General features: G+C 72.8%; 15 protein-coding genes. 6 read left to right on the plus strand and 9 right to left on the minus strand.

Going from position 1 to position 15,121, the window contains the following annotated elements; genetic code table 11:
* Positions 1-74: 74 nt before the first annotated feature.
* Positions 75-1,061, minus strand: coding sequence for a winged helix-turn-helix transcriptional regulator (locus ACFSKW_RS00690; RefSeq protein ID WP_379567973.1), 987 nt, complete (start codon positions 1,059-1,061; stop codon positions 75-77).
* A gap of 141 nt (positions 1,062-1,202) precedes the next feature.
* Here ACFSKW_RS00690 and ACFSKW_RS00695 point away from each other — a divergent pair, with 141 nt between their 5' ends.
* The 3 genes from ACFSKW_RS00695 to ACFSKW_RS00705 all read left to right on the plus strand — a co-directional run bounded on the left by ACFSKW_RS00695 (position 1,203) and on the right by ACFSKW_RS00705 (position 3,389).
* Positions 1,203-1,643 (plus strand): YbhB/YbcL family Raf kinase inhibitor-like protein, encoded by a 441-nt coding sequence (locus tag ACFSKW_RS00695; RefSeq protein ID WP_379567975.1) that lies wholly within the window; start codon positions 1,203-1,205, stop codon positions 1,641-1,643.
* A complete protein-coding gene (locus ACFSKW_RS00700) occupies positions 1,640-2,263 on the plus strand; it encodes a protein-L-isoaspartate(D-aspartate) O-methyltransferase (RefSeq protein ID WP_379567977.1) in 624 nt (207 codons plus the stop codon). Before ACFSKW_RS00695 ends, ACFSKW_RS00700 begins: the two co-directional genes overlap by 4 nt.
* Before the next feature lie 304 nt (positions 2,264-2,567).
* Entirely contained in the window at positions 2,568-3,389 is an 822-nt protein-coding gene (locus ACFSKW_RS00705) for a nitroreductase family protein (RefSeq protein WP_379567979.1), read from the plus strand.
* Between the two features lie 51 nt (positions 3,390-3,440).
* On the opposite strand, the gene ACFSKW_RS00710 is transcribed toward ACFSKW_RS00705, so the two are convergent.
* The 5 genes from ACFSKW_RS00710 to ACFSKW_RS00730 form a co-directional block, all read right to left on the minus strand.
* The gene (locus ACFSKW_RS00710; RefSeq protein WP_379567981.1) at positions 3,441-4,643 is read right to left on the minus strand and encodes a hypothetical protein; all 1,203 of its coding nucleotides are present in this window, start codon (positions 4,641-4,643) and stop codon (positions 3,441-3,443) included.
* Between the two features lie 117 nt (positions 4,644-4,760).
* Positions 4,761-7,166: a glycoside hydrolase family 65 protein gene (locus ACFSKW_RS00715; protein WP_379567983.1), complete on the minus strand. Its 2,406-nt coding sequence runs from the start codon at positions 7,164-7,166 to the stop codon at positions 4,761-4,763.
* Positions 7,163-7,918, minus strand: coding sequence for a beta-phosphoglucomutase family hydrolase (locus tag ACFSKW_RS00720; protein WP_379567985.1), 756 nt, complete (start codon positions 7,916-7,918; stop codon positions 7,163-7,165). The genes ACFSKW_RS00715 and ACFSKW_RS00720 overlap by 4 nt, the downstream gene beginning before the upstream one ends.
* Positions 7,919-8,112: 194 nt before the next feature.
* Complete coding sequence (locus ACFSKW_RS00725) at positions 8,113-8,730, minus strand: SRPBCC family protein (RefSeq protein ID WP_379567987.1); 618 nt, start codon at positions 8,728-8,730, stop codon at positions 8,113-8,115.
* On the minus strand, positions 8,727-9,080 hold the full coding sequence (locus tag ACFSKW_RS00730; protein ID WP_379567989.1) for an ArsR/SmtB family transcription factor: 354 nt from the start codon (positions 9,078-9,080) through the stop codon (positions 8,727-8,729). Before ACFSKW_RS00730 ends, ACFSKW_RS00725 begins: the two co-directional genes overlap by 4 nt.
* 68 nt (positions 9,081-9,148) lie before the next feature.
* On the opposite strand from ACFSKW_RS00730, the gene ACFSKW_RS00735 reads away from it, so the two are divergent.
* The 3 genes from ACFSKW_RS00735 to ACFSKW_RS00745 all read left to right on the plus strand — a co-directional run bounded on the left by ACFSKW_RS00735 (position 9,149) and on the right by ACFSKW_RS00745 (position 11,529).
* Complete coding sequence (locus tag ACFSKW_RS00735; RefSeq protein WP_379567991.1) at positions 9,149-9,634, plus strand: hypothetical protein; 486 nt, start codon at positions 9,149-9,151, stop codon at positions 9,632-9,634.
* A 111-nt stretch (positions 9,635-9,745) separates the two neighbouring features.
* Entirely contained in the window at positions 9,746-10,876 is a 1,131-nt protein-coding gene (locus ACFSKW_RS00740) for a sensor histidine kinase (protein ID WP_379567993.1), read from the plus strand.
* Positions 10,873-11,529, plus strand: coding sequence for a response regulator (locus ACFSKW_RS00745; protein ID WP_379567995.1), 657 nt, complete (start codon positions 10,873-10,875; stop codon positions 11,527-11,529). Before ACFSKW_RS00740 ends, ACFSKW_RS00745 begins: the two co-directional genes overlap by 4 nt.
* An 81-nt stretch (positions 11,530-11,610) precedes the next feature.
* Here the strand turns inward: ACFSKW_RS00745 and ACFSKW_RS00750 are convergent, their stop codons facing one another.
* The 3 genes from ACFSKW_RS00750 to selA form a co-directional block, all read right to left on the minus strand.
* Positions 11,611-11,766, minus strand: coding sequence for a DUF6131 family protein (locus ACFSKW_RS00750; RefSeq protein WP_379567997.1), 156 nt, complete (start codon positions 11,764-11,766; stop codon positions 11,611-11,613).
* Positions 11,767-11,961: 195 nt separating this feature from the next.
* Positions 11,962-13,827 (minus strand): SelB domain-containing protein, encoded by a 1,866-nt coding sequence (locus tag ACFSKW_RS00755; protein WP_379567998.1) that lies wholly within the window; start codon positions 13,825-13,827, stop codon positions 11,962-11,964.
* Positions 13,827-15,116 (minus strand): L-seryl-tRNA(Sec) selenium transferase, encoded by a 1,290-nt coding sequence (gene selA, locus ACFSKW_RS00760; protein ID WP_379568000.1) that lies wholly within the window; start codon positions 15,114-15,116, stop codon positions 13,827-13,829. Before selA ends, ACFSKW_RS00755 begins: the two co-directional genes overlap by 1 nt.
* Positions 15,117-15,121: the final 5 nt, after the last annotated feature.

Raw genomic sequence — 15,121 nt, forward strand, 5'->3', positions numbered from 1 at the left:
GATCGCCCGGCGGACGCGCCCGGCCGAGGCCCGTGGGCCCGGCTGTCCCGCAAGGCCGCGGGCAGGCGCCGGCGTCACGCGGTCCCGGCGAGCGGCAGCCGCCGTTCCGGCAGGACCTCGGGCACGACGAAGTGCACCTCGGTACGGCTGATCGCCCGCCCGCACGACCGGCACCGCAGACAGGGCCTGAACGGCTGCCCGCAGGCACGATGGGTGACGCGCAGGTCCGTGTTCGGCGGGCCGGTGTACCACGCCTGCGCCCACTCGACGACGAAGGCGAAGATCCCGAAGAAGTCGAGGCCCTTGCCGGTCAGCCGGTACCTGGGCCGCGCCCCCGGCTCCTCCACGGCGAGCACGCCCAGCTCCGTGAAGCGGCGCAGCCGGTTCGACAACACCGAAGGAGCGACCCCCAGCTCCGACTGGAAATCGGCGAAGCGCCGCATGCCGAGGAAGGCCGCCGCGAGGATCACCGTGCTCCAGCGATCGCCCAGCAGCTCGAACGTGTCGGGCAAGTACGACAGCGGGTCACGCTCGGCCTCGCCGCGGACCGTCCTGCGGTGGTGGCGCGGCACCGTCACCTGGGCGAAGGTCGCCGCGGCCCGCACGGTCTCGGTGTCACGGGCGGTCACCGGCGCCCGGCCGCAGCTCGCGCAGCCCAGCTCGACGTCGGTACGGCTACCGCAGGTTTCGTGCACCAACTCGGGCAGGCTGTGGCGCCGCGGCACCCACCGGCGCTCCCACGACCAGATCTCGACGAGCATCGGCCACAGCTCGATGGCCCGCTCGGTCAGCAGGTACTCGGTGCGCGCGCGGCCCGCCTCGCGGTAGGGCTCCGGCCGGAGGAGCTCGCCCGCCACCAGCTCCTTCAGCCGGTTGGCCAGCACTGACTCCGACATGCCCAGCTGGTCACGCCAGTCCGCGAAGCGCCGGGTGTGCAGGAGGAAGGCCCGCTGCAGGATCAGCAACGTCCACTGGTCGCTGATCGCCAGCAGCGCCTGCCCGATCGCGCTGGGCCGCTCCGCGTCCGACACCCTTCCTGCCCCCGCTCGCCGACCTGCCACTTCGATAACCGAAAGCTATCGGAGCGCCCCGGGACCGCGCACGCCGAGCCAGGCCGGGTCCGACAGCTGGGGCCGGAAAGCCGGGGCTGGACGGCCGGGATAGCTTTCGGGCCCGCTGGGCAGCAGGTGGGCATGGCTGGGATGACAATACGGAGCACCGCGTTCAAGGATTACGGGGAGATCCCGCGCGACCACTCCCGCGCGGCCGGCGACGTCTCTCCCCAGCTCCAGTGGTCGGGCGTGCCTGAGGACACGGCCGAGCTGGCGCTGGTGTGCGACGACCCCGACGCCCCGAGCGGCACCTTCATCCACTGGCTGGTCGCCGGCATTCCACCGGAGACCACGTGGCTGGACGTCGGCGCCGACCTGAAACAGTACGCCGTGGGGCGCAACGACTTCGGCGAGCAGGGGTACGGCGGGCCGCATCCGCCTCCGGGCAGCCGGCACCGCTACTTCTTCCGCGTCTACGCCCTGTCGGCCCAAACGCGCCTGGCGGACGGGTTCGACTTCGAGGAGCTCAACAGGCAGCTCGACGCGAACACTCTGGCGGCCGGCACCCTGGTCGGGACCTACGCTCGGTGACCAGGACGCTGGTGCAGGCCGTCCAGGACGCAGGGGTATGCGACCCGCGCCTGCTGGACGCCGTGCGCGCCACCCCGCGCAAGGGGTTCGTGCCGCCGGAGTTCGCCGCGCGGGCCGAGCGGGACGAGCCGATCCCTATCGGGCACCAGCAGCCGACCTCGCAGCCGACATTGATCGCCCGGATGATCGACGCCCTCCGGCTGTCGGAGACGGACGAGGTCCTGGAGGTCGGGACGGGATACGGCTACCAGACGGCTCTGCTGGCGCGGCTGGCCAGGCAGGTGTACTCCGTCGAGCGCCATGCGGACCTGGCGGCGCGCGCCAGGGCCAACCTCGAGTCGGCGGGCCTGCGCAACACCGAGGTCGTGGTGGGCGACGGCAGCGTGGGCCTGGCGGAGCACGCCCCCTTCGACGCCGTCGTCGTCTCCGCGTCGGCGCGCCGGGTGCCTGCCCCGCTGGCCGCGCAGCTGGCCGAGGGGGGCAGGCTGGTGATGCCGATCCGCACGCACGAGGCCGACATGGTCACCCTGTTCGTCAAGAGGCACGGCCGCCTGGAACGGCAGCGTCTGCTGCTGCCCGCCTGCTTCGTTCCGTTGGTCCAGGCGGGCACCGACCCGTAGCCCCTCAGCTGTCGTTCGCACCCTGCCCGCAGGCCTCGGCGATGGCCTGCGGATCCCAGCAGAACGGACGACATTCCAGCATCCTCCCTCCCCCCGCAGGCCAGAGGCCCGGGGTGAAACCATGGCCTTCCCGACGTGCCGCGGGCAGGGCGGTCCCCCTGCGGCGTGCGGACGCATGGAGGTTGGCCCGATCAGTCGTCCCGCAATTGGCCCTGTCGCAGGTCCTCGTGGTGTCGTTGGATGACTGCCACAAGCAAGATCGCTGTCCTCGCGCACGTCCGGATTCAAGCCTGAGAGGAGCACGATGGGGCTTCGTGACGATCTTCACGCGCGGTTCGGCGAGGTGCCCGACGTGCCGGACCGGTCGGCGGCCGACGTGCTGGCGCCGCTGGCGGGGCGGGCGTCGTGCCGTGACTTCGCCGATCGCCCGGTGGATCCGGGGCTCGTGCGGCTGCTGTGCGCGGTGGCGCTGTCGGCGCCGAGCAAGAGCGACCTCCAGCAGCGCGACATCATCGTCATCGAGGACGAGGCCGTCCGCGCCGCGCTCGACGAGCTGCTGCGGGAGCAACCGTGGATCGCCGCGGCGCCGGCGTTCGTCATGATCTGCGGCAACAACCGCCGCCAGCGGCAGATCCACGGCATGCGCGCTCGCCCCTTCCCCAACGACCACCTCGACGCGTTCTTCAACGCCGCCGTCGACGCGGCGATCGCGTTGGCGGCCTTCGTCACGGCGGCGGAGGCCGTGGGGCTCGGGTGCTGTCCGGTCAGCTCGGTCCGCGATCGGGCCGAGGAGGTCAGCGACCTTCTGGGCCTGCCGGACCACGTCTTTCCCGTCGCGGGCCTGGCGCTCGGGCGTCCGGCGGGTGAAGCCGTGATCAGCCCCCGGCTGCCGCTCTCGGTCACGGTGCACGTCGACCGCTTCGATGACGGCGACCTCGAGGCGCGGATCGGGGACTACGACAAGCGGAGAGCGGCGGCCCAACCGTACGAGACGCAGCGGATGCCGGCCGAGTACGGGCACGACCCCTCGTACGGCTGGTCAGAGGACAAGGCTCGGCAGTATTCGCGGCCGCAGCGTACGGGTTTCGGCGCCTTCGTCCGCGCCAAGGGCTTCGACCTCGGCTGAGGAAGCGTTCGCCCTGGTCGTCCGGCTCCGCGCCGGATCAGGGAACGGCTCCTAGACCAGGATGCGTCTGCGTCTGGCCGCCTGAGGAGGGATCTGAACCTTCGCGAGCTCTCTGAGGGCTCGCAGGGCACCGGTCTGCCTGGCCACGGCGAGAGCCTGGCGGGCCGTCTCGACCGACCGCTCGCGCTCGTGGGCGTCGGCGAAGGCGTGGGCCATGCGAGCCAGGGCGTAGGCGCTGGCGTACGTCATCGGCGCCTTCGGCGGTCCCGCCTCCAGCAGTTCGATCGCGCCCCTGGCCCGGCCCAGATCGACGAGACACCCGACGCACAGCGTGTTGTGGGCCTCGGGGGAACAGTCGAACCGGTAGGGCGTGTCGTCGCCCGGTTCCGCGAGCGACTGGGCTGACTCCTCCAGCCGTCGATGGCACATGTCCAGATCTCCGGCGAGGGCATGACCCTGCGCTTCGTGGTGCCGGGACAGCGCGTCCATGTGCGGAGGGAGGTCGGCTCGTTCGCGGGCCGCGACGGCCAGGGCGACGAGCTGCCCGGGACTGCCGCCGACGTCGGAAAGACCGCCGCGCTGGGCGAGCGTGTAGGCCTCGAGCAGCGTGTCCGCCGCTTCGCGAGCGTCGTGTATGGCCTCATCCGACCAGGTAAGCGCCCCGTCAGGGTCGCCTGCCTCGTGGTGCATGCGGCTGATCAGCTCCGCGTTCTCCGCGGCGAGCAGGAGGAAGGCGCGCCTGACAGGCGCACTGCTGTCGCGGTGGAACTCCTCGATCCCCGCGAAGACCGGCCGCAGGACGTTGATCAGGTCGGCCGGCCGCAGGTCGGTACGGGTGTAGGCGTCCAGGATCGCCCTGAAGTAGCCGACCGTTCCCTCGTCGGCCCGCTGGGGCTGCTCGATCGCCCGGCCGGTGCGCTCCTCCTCGTCGGCCGTGAACATCCCCGGCATCAGCGGGATGCCCGTCAGGTGGTGCCACAGGGTGGTGCCGGTGGCTTCTCCGACGAACAGTTCCTTCTCGTCCACGCCGAAGGCCCGGCAGAGCAGCTCCGCATACCGCTCGTCGGGCCGGCCCTCTCCGGCCTCCCAGAGCTGGATCATCCAGGCGAGCGTCTCCTGTGCGGGCAGCCGGTCGCGCGACGTCTCGTCCGCCGCGTCGACCATCCGCTTCCCCAGTTCCCTGCGGCTCCACAGCCGGCCGCGGCGCAAGCTCCGCAGACGGGCGGCCCAGACCGGAACATCGATGTCAACCATTGGCGTATCCCTCACCATCCGAGCGGTCATCGAGAGTTCTTTGCGGTCATTTGCTCCCATTGTCCGCTTTTCGGGCTGGCTCGTCAGCCCCGTTCCGGGTACTCGCGCCAGACCTGCTCACGCGCCCGCGGATCCGGGCCCCACTGCCGGCGAAGGACCATCCTGCGCCGGTCTCAGGCGCCTGCGGGACGGCTCGCGCCCGCGTGGCTGGCGCGGCGCGGGGGATTCCGGCGGAGCGGCCGGGATCGGGCACGTGATCGGCTTACCGCGGGCGAGAGTGACCGGCTTGCCGTGGTGCGTGACCGCGAACGGCTCGCCGTCGATCAGCGTGTAGGTGGCGGTGCCCTCGTCCACCCGCACCCCCAGCCTGCTCCCTCTCATGACGATCGTGAAGCCGAGCCGGGTCAGCCCGTCGGGCAGCCTGGGTGCGAACGCCAGCCTGCCGTCCCTCCTGCGCATCCCTGCCAGGCCGTTGACCAGAGCGATCCAGCTCCCGGCCAGCGAGGCGATGTGGAGTCCATCGCCGGTGTTGTGCTCCAGATCGTCGAGGTCCATGAGAGCGGCCTCCGCCACGTAGTCGTAGGCCAGCCGCAGGTGCCCCACCTCCGCGGCCAGGACCGCCTGAGCACTGGCCGACAGCGAGGAGTCACGGACGGTGAGCCGTTCGTAGTAGGCGAAGTTGCGGACCTTCTCCTCGGCGGTGAAGGCGTCGCCACGCCTGAACATGGCCAGCACGAGGTCCGCCTGCTTGACCACCTGCTTGCGATACAGGTCGAAGTAGGGAAAGTGCAGCAGCAGCGGATACTGCTCGTCGGTGGTGGCGTCGAAGTCCCACACCTCGTGCCCGGTGAACCCTGCCGCCTGTGGGTGGACGCCGAGCGCCGCGTCGTACGGGATGTGCATCGTCTCCGCCGCGTCCCGCCACCCGGCCATCTCCTCGGCGTCGATGCCCAGCTCTCTGGCGCGTTCCGGATGGCGGCGCGCGGCCTCGGCGGCGGCGTGCAGGTTCTGCTGGGCCATCAGGTTGGTGTAGACGTTGTCGTCGGCGATGGCGCTGTACTCGTCGGGACCGGTGACCCCGTCGATGTGGAAGCGGCCCTGCGCGTCGTGGTGCCCCAGGGAACGCCACAGCCGAGCGGTCTGCGTCAGCAGGTCCAGCCCGACCCCCCGCTCGAAGGCCTCGTCACCGGTGGAGTCGACGTAGCGGATGACCGCGTCGGCGATGTCGGCGTTGACGTGGAAGGCGGCGGTGCCGGCAGGCCAGTAGCCTGAGCACTCCTCGCCCGCGATCGTCCGCCACGGGAAGGCCGCCCCTCTCAGGTTCAGCTGGCTCGCCCGCTCCATCGCCAGGGGCAGCGTGGAGTGCCGCCAGCGCAGGGCGTGCGCGGCGGCGGCCGGCACGACCTGCGTGAGCAGGGGCAGCACATACGACTCGGTGTCCCAGAAGCTGTGGCCGTCGTATCCGGGCCCGGTCAGGCCTTTGGCCGGGATCGCCCTGCCCTCGGCCCTGGCGCCCGCCTGCAGCACGTGGAACAGCGCGAAGCGCACCGCCTGCTGGATCTCGCTGTCGCCCTCGACCTGCACATCCGCGTGCTCCCAGAACGTGTCCAGGTAGGCGCGCTGCTCCGCCAGCAGGCCGTCCCATCCCGTCTGGACCGCGCCGGTGAGGGCGGCGGCCGCCTGGTCGCGCACCGCGGGCTGCGAGCGGGACCCCGACCATCCGTAGCCCACGAACTTGATCACCCGTAGCCGCTGCCCCGGCTGGAGAGACGCCGTGATCGTGACCCGCCCGAGATTGGGCAGGCTCTCGGCGCTCACATGGACGCCGTCGGGCCCTTCGACGACATGGTTCATCCCGACGGCGACACACAGGCTGCTGCGCCGGGTACGGTGCACGAGTCCCGCGCGGGCCTCCTTCGCCGCGTGCTCCAGCGGCACCAGCGGGGCCTCCAGCGCGGCGGCGACCCGGGGATCGCCGTCGGGAGACGGAAGCGGCTCGTTCGCGACCAGCTCCGACTGCACCACCAGGCGTACGGGTCCGGCCAGCGACTCCACCTCGTAGCAGATCGCCGCGACGGAGCGCTGCGTGAAGGACACGAGCCTGGTCGTGGAGACGCGCACCACGTCGTCGGCGGGAGAGGCCCATTCGGCGTGGCGGCGGAGCACCCCGTCGCGCAGATCGAGCAGGAGCTCGTGGGAGTGCAGTTCGCCGTAGCGGAGGTCGAAAGGCTCGTCGTCGACGAGCAGGCGGATCAGCTTGCCGTTCGTCACGTTGATGAGTGTCTGGCCGGACTGCGGGTAGCCGTAGCCCGCCTCCGCGTACGGCAGGGGCCGCAGCTCGTAGACGCCGTTCAGATAGGAGCCGGGAAGGCCGTGCGGCTCCCCCTCCTCAAGGTTCCCCCGCCAGCCGATGTGGCCGTTGGACAGGGCGAAGAGCGACTCGTACTCGGCCAGAACGGCGAGGTCGAGGTGGGTGGCGCGCAGGCACCACGGCTCGCTGGGGAAGGCCGGATGGCTGATCACGACTGGCCCTGGAGCTCGGCCAGATCCGTCACCACGACGTCGGCTCCGTGCGCCGTGAGCTCGGCGGCCTGTCCCACCCGGTCGACGCCGACCACGAACCCGAAGCCGCCGGCGCGCCCCGCCGCCACTCCGGCCAGGGCGTCCTCGAACACCGCGCACTCGCCGGGAGCCATCGCGAGGGCTCGCGCTGCGGCGAGGTACATGTCGGGCTCGGGCTTGCCCGCCAGCCGGTCCCGCTGCGCGGTGAGGCCGTCGACGCGCACCTCGAACAGATCCTCGATGCCGGCCGCGACGAGCACGTCGCGGCAGTTCGCGCTGGAGGAGACAACGGCGCGACGCAACCCCGCGTCCCGTGCCGTCCGGACGTAGCGCACCGAACCGTCGTAGGCCTGCACGCCGTCGTCCCGCATCCGCCGCAGCACGATCTCGTTCTTGCGGTTGCTCAGCCCCTCCACGGTCTCCGCGCCGGGCCGATCGTCGGGCTTGCCCTCCGGCAGGACGATGCCGCGTGAGGCGAGGAAGGACCGTGTGCCGTCGGCACGGGGCTTGCCGTCCACGTAGGTGTCGTAGTCGCCGACCGGATCGAACGGGACGTACGGCTCGCCGTACGACCTGGCTCGCTCCCGCAGGTAGACGTCGAACATCTCCTTCCACGCGGCGGCGTGCACCTTCGCCGTCTGGGTGAGCACGCCGTCCAGATCGAACAGGCACGCGCGGATCCCATCGGGCAATCCCAGGTCGGTTGCCTTCATGTCATCCCCCACCGAAGGTCGCTTCACTGGAAGACGTGCCCGGCCGGACGCAACGGTCCACCTGGGAGATCCGTGGTCCTGGTAAAGGAAGGGCACGGACTCGGCCGGGGCGCCTTCCGGTGCCGCGCCGCCTGGCGCGTGGAAACGGTTCGGCCGTCCCTCTCAGCCTCACCGCGCCCACCCGGCCCGCAGGATCACAGCGGCTGGTCGAGGCCGGGGGCGAACTGGTCCAGCGCGACCTGCCTGCCCGCCGCGATCTCCTCGGCGGTGGCGGTGCCCGACTTCTCGATCACCGACGTCCAGGCCAGCACCGACTCCTTGGAGTAGCGCTGCGCCTCCTCGGAGTTGGCCGCCTCGACCGGGTCTGCGGCCGTTTCGCCGCGCAGGAACAGATCCAGGCCCAGCACGGCGCCGTCCCAGCCGGGGCCGACGTAGAAGGCTCCCGCGCCGCTGACCGCCATCGCGATCGGGACGGTGTGCTCGAACTCGAAGTCGGTGCGCTCGTCGCCGTCCGCGCGCAGCCTCACCTCCACGAGGCTGCTCGCGTCCCCGAAGGTGGCCCTGAAGCGGTGCGGCGGGTCGCACTCGAGGATCTCGCCGCCGGCGTTGCCTTCGAGCTGGAACCTCCCCCCGACGCGCAGGTCGCCGCTGATGGGCATGAGCCAGCGCTTGATGCGGTCGGGGTCGGTGAGCGCGTCCCAGACGTCCTCCACCGACGCCTGGTAGGTGCGCCCCATGACGACGGTCACGCTCTCGTCGTCGCGCCTGACGCCGCGGCTCGTGGCGTTGATCTGGGCCAGGATGTCGATCATTTCGCTCTCTTCTCTTCGGTGGCCTTACGGCGTTCGCGCTTGCCCCTGGCGAGCTCGGTCGCCAGGGCGTCGAGGTGGTGGTTCCAGAAGCGGCGGAACTGTTCCAGCCAGATGTCGATCTCCTGCAGGGGTGCGGCGTTGACGACGTACAGCCGCCGCACGCCCTCGGCGCGCACGCTGGCGAACCCGGAGTCGCGCAGCACGCGCAGGTGCTGGGAGACGGCCGGCTGGGAGATGCCGAACTCCGCCTGAATGGCGGTGGTGAGCGAACCTGAGGTCTGCTCCCCGTCGACCAGCAGCTCCAGGATGCGGCGACGTACGGGGTCACCGAGAACGTCGAAGGCGTGCATGCGGGAGACTATGCCAGGCACGGCTTATATAAGTCAACTCTTATATACTGAGATATGGTGGCGCTCCCATGAACGTCATCCTGCTCATCGCGCTCCTCCTCCTGATGCTCGCCTGGCCCGTGCCCGCGCTGGCCGCCTTGGCGCTGGTCGTGCCGGCCGCCCTCGGCCTGTCCCGCCGCGCCGGCCGGACGGCGGTGCGAGACAGGACGAGGGCGCTGCGGGCGGGATGGCTGCTCACCGCCGCGTCGGCGTGCGCGGCGATCGCCGCCTACGGCTACGGCCTCAGGACGACCACCTTCGGGGCGTGGACCGACCCCGACGACCGGTGCGGGCTGGCCCGGCCCGACCTGTACGGCTACGGCCACCGCGGCCCGGACGGCGGATCGCACAGCATGTGGCCCCTGCACGACACCACGTGCGGCCCCGACCTGGTGCCCGGCTTCGTCAATCCCGTGGTGGCCGGATCGGCGGCGCTGTTCGCGGTGCTCATGGTGATCATGACGGTGGCGACAGTGGCGAAGGCCAGGTCCCGCCACCGCGCGTCGCAGGATTGACCCCAGTCGTCCCCTGCCGCCCGCACGGTGTCATCACGGCCGGCGGTACCGACCGAGACCGTACTTTCGGCCGGTTCTGCCGGCAGGAGGCGATCTCCTAGCCTGAGCCGCATGCATCTTCGGGGGTGGCCGGCCGATGTCGTGCTCGGCGCCGTGTTCGCGGCGGCGCTCGCCTTCCAGGCGTCCCGGATCGCGGAAAGCTGGGGTCCCGGCTACTGGCAATTCGGCTGCGCCGCCGGCGCGGTGGTGTGCGTGATCGCGCTGGTCCGCAGGCGCGACCGGGCCTGGGCCGCCGTCGCCGGCCTGGCCGTCGCGGGGGCGGCCGTCGTGGCCGGCCTGTTCGCCCATCTGCCGGCCGAGCCAGGCCCGGCCATGGCGCTGGGCCTGTCCGTGCTCGTCGGCTCCACCACCAGAGCGCTTCCCGCCCCGCCGGCCTGCGCCCTCGCCGCCGGAGGGCTCGCGGTGGTCATCGGCGGCCCGCTCACGTCCGACACGTCCTCGGCCGGCCTCCCCCCGGTGACCGCGCTGAGTGGCGCAGTCCTGCTCGCCGGCCTTTCGGCCGGGCTGTGCCTGCGGCTGCTCGCCGCCCGCCGCCGTGCCGCCGCCGAGAGGGTACGCCGCGACGAGCGCCTGCAACTGGCCAGGGAGCTGCACGACGTCGTCGCGCACCACGTCACCGGCATCGTGCTCCAGTCCCAGGCCGCCAGGCTCCTGGCCCGCAAGCAGGCGGAGCGGCTGGACGACTCCCTGGCGGGCATCGAGGCAGCAGGCTCCGACGCGCTGGCCGCCATGCGCCGCCTCGTCGGCCTGCTGCGCGACGCCGACGACGCGGCCCTTGCCACGCTCGGCGCCGAACGGCTCAGCGACCTGGTCACCCGCTTCGAGGGGCCGGCCGTACGCCTGCGGCTGCCCGGCGACGAGGACACGTCGGGGTGGCCGCCCGAAGTGAGCAGCACCGTCTACCGGGTCGTTCAGGAGTCGCTGACCAACATCTCCCGGCACGCCCCTCACGCGCGCTCCGTCATGGTCGACGTCTCCAGGGACGGCGACGCGGTCGTCGTCGAGGTCGTCGACGACGCCCCGCCGGCACCGGCCCTGCACCACCGCCGGGCCGGGTACGGCCTGGTGGGGATGCGCGAACGCCTCGAGGCCCTGGGAGGCACGCTGTCCGCGGGCCCGCGCCACGGGGCCGGCTGGTCGGTGCTCGCCACCCTGCCCGTCCCCGCGTGGGAGCGCCGATGACCATCAGGGTGCTGCTCGCCGACGACCAGGCGATGGTCCGCGCCAGCCTCCGGGTCATCCTCGAGGACCAGCCCGACATCGAGGTGGTGGGCGAGGCCGCGGACGGCGCCGATGCGGTCACTCTGGCGCGCAGGCTACGGCCGGACGTGTGCCTCGTGGACATCCGGATGCCTCGCCTCGACGGCATCGACGTCACCCGCGCTCTGGCCGGCCCCGGTGTCTCCTCCCCGCTCCGCGTGATCGTGGTCACGACCTTCGACCTCGACGAGTACGTCTACGGCGCGCTGCACGGCGGCGCGGTCGGCTTCGTCCTGAAGGACGCGGGCCCTGGCCTGCTCGTCGAGGCCGTGCGGGCCGCCAACGCCGGGGACGCCCTGATCTCGCCCTCGGTCACCCTGCGCCTGCTGCGTCACTTGAGGTCCGCCGGCGCTCCGGCCGCCCGCGAGCCCGCCAGTCCGTTGTCCGAACGGGAGGCCGAAGTCGTCATGGCCGTCGCCAGAGGCCGCACCAACCAGGAGATCGCCGCCGAGTTGTTCATTTCCCTGAGCACGGTCAAGGGCCACATCTCCGGCATCCAGACCAAGCTCCGGGTGCGCAACCGGGTCGAGATCACCGCCTGGGCCTGGGCGAACCGCATGATGGACGCCACCTAGAGGCGCCTTCGCCACCCGCCTCTCGGCACCCCCCTCGACGCCGGCGCCCGCCGCGCGGGCCGTCCGGGGATCGCGCCCTGCTCAGAACCAGTACCGCCGGCCGCCGACCGGACGTCCGACCGCGCCCAGCAACAGCAGCACGAGGCCGATGACAAGGAGAATGGCGCCGATCGTGTACAGGATCGAGATGCCGAGCAGCCACCCGAGCACCACCAGTATCACACCGAGGATGATCATGACATCCTCCTTGGAAGACGTGAGTCCCCTGCCACGCGGTCGCGTGACAACCGTAATATTCCCTGGCAAGGGCACACGAATCGTTCAAACGGCGTCGCCCTCAGGATGCGCGATCGCGGGCCCGCGTCCGCGTAGCGGCGTGGCCTCGACCGGCGTCACGGCCTGCTCGAGCCGCTGCGGCGCCGCCCCCTTCGGTCATCGGCAGCGGCGGTGGATCTCGTCCACCCGTTCGGTGATCCCGCTCCGGTCGAGGTGTTCCAGCAGCGGCACCGCGACCCTTCGGCTGGTGTCGAGGGCGCGCCTGGCCTGGCTGACCGTGAAAGGCTGCGGCAGCCGCCTCAGCAGCTCCGCCGCCCCGCTGTCCGCGCCGGGCAGCAGCACCACACCTTCGGTCACGCGCAGCAGGCTCCCCGCCCGTACCGCCGCCGCCAGTTCCCTTGTGCCCAGCCCCAGCTGGGCCAGCCGCGACGTCTCCGGCGCCTGGTAGGGGTGCGCCGACAGCTCGGCCCTCAGCCGCGCGACGGCCCGGGCCACCGGCACGGGCAGGCCGGAAGTCCGCCCGGAAGGCTCGGCGAGGACGCGACCCTCGGCGACCGTGAGCGGCGGGCGCACCAGCGCGACGACCAGCCGCCGGTCGGGCAGGCCGAGCTCGTGCCTGGCCGCCTCGACCGGCATGCCGGGCTCCAGCGGATGCTCCACCGCGTACCGCCGGGCCACCTCGGCCAGCCGCCTGGCCAGCCGCGCCCAGTGCTCGGGGTCGGCGTACCAGTCGCCGCAGACCGGGTGCCCTCCTGTAGCCCCGGCCATCGCGATCAGGTCGGCGGCGCGCAGCAGCCGATGGGTGCGCAGGACGGAGGTCGCGTCGGGCGTGGCCGACTCCAGCCGCGCCGCGCGCGCCCGCGCCGCCCCCCGGCGGCCGAGCTCCGGCGGCCGCACGTCGAGCACGCTCGCCCCCGCCAGCACCCGAACCTCGGCCCTGTCGCGGCCCGGGTCGCGCAACAGCAGCACGTCCCCGAGGTGGAGCGGGAGCGGGACGGCCAGGCGCAGCCGCACGACGTGCCCGCCGAGCGGCCGCACCTCGCACGCCACCGCCGCCGACCCGATGTGCGCGGTGAGCCGCCTGGGCAGGTGCCGCTCACCCTGTCCGCGGCCGGGACCCACGAGGGCTCCGACAGGTGAGATCCGGACGTCGACCAGGTCGGTGAACGTCCATCGGCCGGGTGTGACCAGCGCCCCGCCTCGCTCGGGGAGGCCGCGGCCCTTCAGGTTCACCGCCACCCTGGCGAGGCCGGTCACCGAGGCGAGCGGCTCCTTGAGGGACTCCAGCGCCCGGACCCGCACCGGCTCGCCGCCGAGCGCCAGCTCGTCGCCCACCGAGATCGTGCCCCCGGCCAGGGTCCCGGTCACGACCGTGCCACTGCCCGTCACGGTGAACACGCGGTCGATCCACAGCCGGACCGGCGCCCCTGGATCGGGCGCGGGCAGCCCGGCGACCAGCCGCTCCAGGGCCTCCCGCAGCTCGCCGAGCCCCTGGCCGGTGCGTCCGCTCACCCCCACCGCCTCGACGCGACCCGGCCCCGCCACCCCACCGGCCCCGTCCAGACCAGCGCCATCCAAGCCCGCCGCACCGCCCGCGTCCAGGCCCGCGCCACCGAGGCCGGCGGCGGCCATGCGGGTCCGTGCCTGCTCGATCGCCGGGGCCGGGTCGGCGAGGTCGGCGCGTGTCACCGCGAGCAGGCAGTGCCGTACGCCGAGGGCCTCGAGTGCCACCAGGTGCTCCTCGGACTGCGGCATCCAGCCCTCGTCGGCGGCCACCACGAACATGACGGCCGGCACCGGGCCCACCCCGGCCAGCATCGTGCCGAGAAACCGCTCGTGGCCCGGCACGTCCACGAAGGCGAGGCGCCGCCCCGAGGGGAGGGTCGTCCAGGCGTAGCCGAGCTCGATCGTCAGCCCCCGCCGCCGCTCCTCCTCCAGCCGGTCGGGCTCCATCCCGGTGAGCGCCCGCACGAGCGTGGACTTGCCGTGGTCGACGTGACCCGCCGTGGCGACGACGTCCATCAGCCGCTCACCTCGAGGATCGCGCGGGCCACATCGCCGTCACGGTCGCCGGCGACGGTACGGAGGTCGAGCAGCAGTCTCCCGCCCGCGATCCGGCCGACGACGGGGGGATCGCCGGTTCGCAGCGGTACAGCGAACCACTCGGGCAGGCTCACGGCGGCGCTCGCCAGCGTGACGCCCGGCGCTCCCCCGCCCCCGACGGCGGCCCTGCTCGGCACGGCTCGCGCCTCGATCCCCGCGCCGGCCAGCTTGTCGGCGAGCGCCTCCGCCCGGTCGGCGAGCGCCGCGGGATCGGCGTGCAGCGCCTGGCGGACCGGGACGGCGGGGCCGCGGAGTGTCGCCTCCAGCGCCGCCAGCGTCAGCTTGTCGACCCGCAGCGCACGGGCCAGCGGGTGCCGCCTGCACCGTTCGACCAGGTCACGGCGGCCGAGCAGGAGCCCCGCCTGCGGTCCGCCCAGCAGCTTGTCGCCGCTGGCGGTCACGAGATCCGCCCCCGCCTGGAGCACGGTCGTCGCGTCGGGCTCGGCGGGCAGCAGCGGCTCGCGGGCGAGCAGGCCCGAACCGATGTCGGCCACGACGGGCACGCCCAGCCCGGTCAGCTCCGCCACCTCGGCGGCGCCGGTGAAACCTTCGACACGGAAGTTCGACGGGTGCACCTTGAGCACGCATCCGGTCTCCGGCCCCACGGCCGCCGCGTAGTCGCCGCACGAGGTGCGGTTGGTGGTGCCGACCTCGCGCAGCCGCGCCCCTGTGGAGACGAGCAGGTCGGGAATGCGGAATCCGTCGCCGATCTCCACCAGCTCGCCGCGGCTGATCACGATCTCCCGCCCTGCGGCGAGCACGGTGGCCACCAGGACGAGCGCGGCGGCGTTGTTGTTGACGACGTGCACGTCCTCGGCGGCAGGGACGGCGCGCGCGAGAGCCTCCATCGCGCCCCGCCCGCGGCGGGCCCTGGCCCCGGTCTCCAGGTCGAACTCCACGTCGGCGGCACCGGCCGCGGCCGCCATCGCCTCGACCGCGGCGGGCGACAGCGGCGCCCTGCCGAGGTTGGTGTGGATCAGCACGCCGGTCGCGTTGATCACCGCGCGCAGGCTGGCGGCCTGCGCGGGAAGCGCCGCGAGGGCCGCGTCCGCGACCTGCTCGGGGGCGATCTCGCCGAGCCGGGCCCGCTGCTGGGCCCGCACCACCGCGTCCTTGACGACCGACCAGCCCAGCCGCCCGCCCTCCGCGACCAGCCGCGGATCGGCGAGCACGGCGTCGGTGCGCGGCACGTGCCTTCGTGGGTCCACTCTTC

The sequence above is a fragment of the Nonomuraea mangrovi genome (genome assembly GCF_042681425.1).
Lineage (GTDB): Bacteria > Actinomycetota > Actinomycetes > Streptosporangiales > Streptosporangiaceae > Nonomuraea > Nonomuraea mangrovi.

What these genes read in the sequence shown, in the direction of transcription:
- ACFSKW_RS00695 (WP_379567975.1), top strand. Translation starts at nt 1,203, where the DNA reads ATGACAATACGGAGCACCGCGTTCAAGGATTACGGGGAGATCCCGCGC.
- ACFSKW_RS00705 (WP_379567979.1), top strand. Translation starts at nt 2,568, where the DNA reads ATGGGGCTTCGTGACGATCTTCACGCGCGGTTCGGCGAGGTGCCCGAC.
- ACFSKW_RS00710 (WP_379567981.1), bottom strand. Translation starts at nt 4,643, where the DNA reads ATGGTTGACATCGATGTTCCGGTCTGGGCCGCCCGTCTGCGGAGCTTG.
- ACFSKW_RS00720 (WP_379567985.1), bottom strand. Translation starts at nt 7,918, where the DNA reads ATGAAGGCAACCGACCTGGGATTGCCCGATGGGATCCGCGCGTGCCTG.
- ACFSKW_RS00725 (WP_379567987.1), bottom strand. Translation starts at nt 8,730, where the DNA reads ATGATCGACATCCTGGCCCAGATCAACGCCACGAGCCGCGGCGTCAGG.
- ACFSKW_RS00730 (WP_379567989.1), bottom strand. Translation starts at nt 9,080, where the DNA reads ATGCACGCCTTCGACGTTCTCGGTGACCCCGTACGTCGCCGCATCCTG.
- ACFSKW_RS00735 (WP_379567991.1), top strand. Translation starts at nt 9,149, where the DNA reads ATGAACGTCATCCTGCTCATCGCGCTCCTCCTCCTGATGCTCGCCTGG.
- ACFSKW_RS00740 (WP_379567993.1), top strand. Translation starts at nt 9,746, where the DNA reads ATGCATCTTCGGGGGTGGCCGGCCGATGTCGTGCTCGGCGCCGTGTTC.
- ACFSKW_RS00745 (WP_379567995.1), top strand. Translation starts at nt 10,873, where the DNA reads ATGACCATCAGGGTGCTGCTCGCCGACGACCAGGCGATGGTCCGCGCC.
- ACFSKW_RS00750 (WP_379567997.1), bottom strand. Translation starts at nt 11,766, where the DNA reads ATGATCATCCTCGGTGTGATACTGGTGGTGCTCGGGTGGCTGCTCGGC.
- ACFSKW_RS00755 (WP_379567998.1), bottom strand. Translation starts at nt 13,827, where the DNA reads ATGGACGTCGTCGCCACGGCGGGTCACGTCGACCACGGCAAGTCCACG.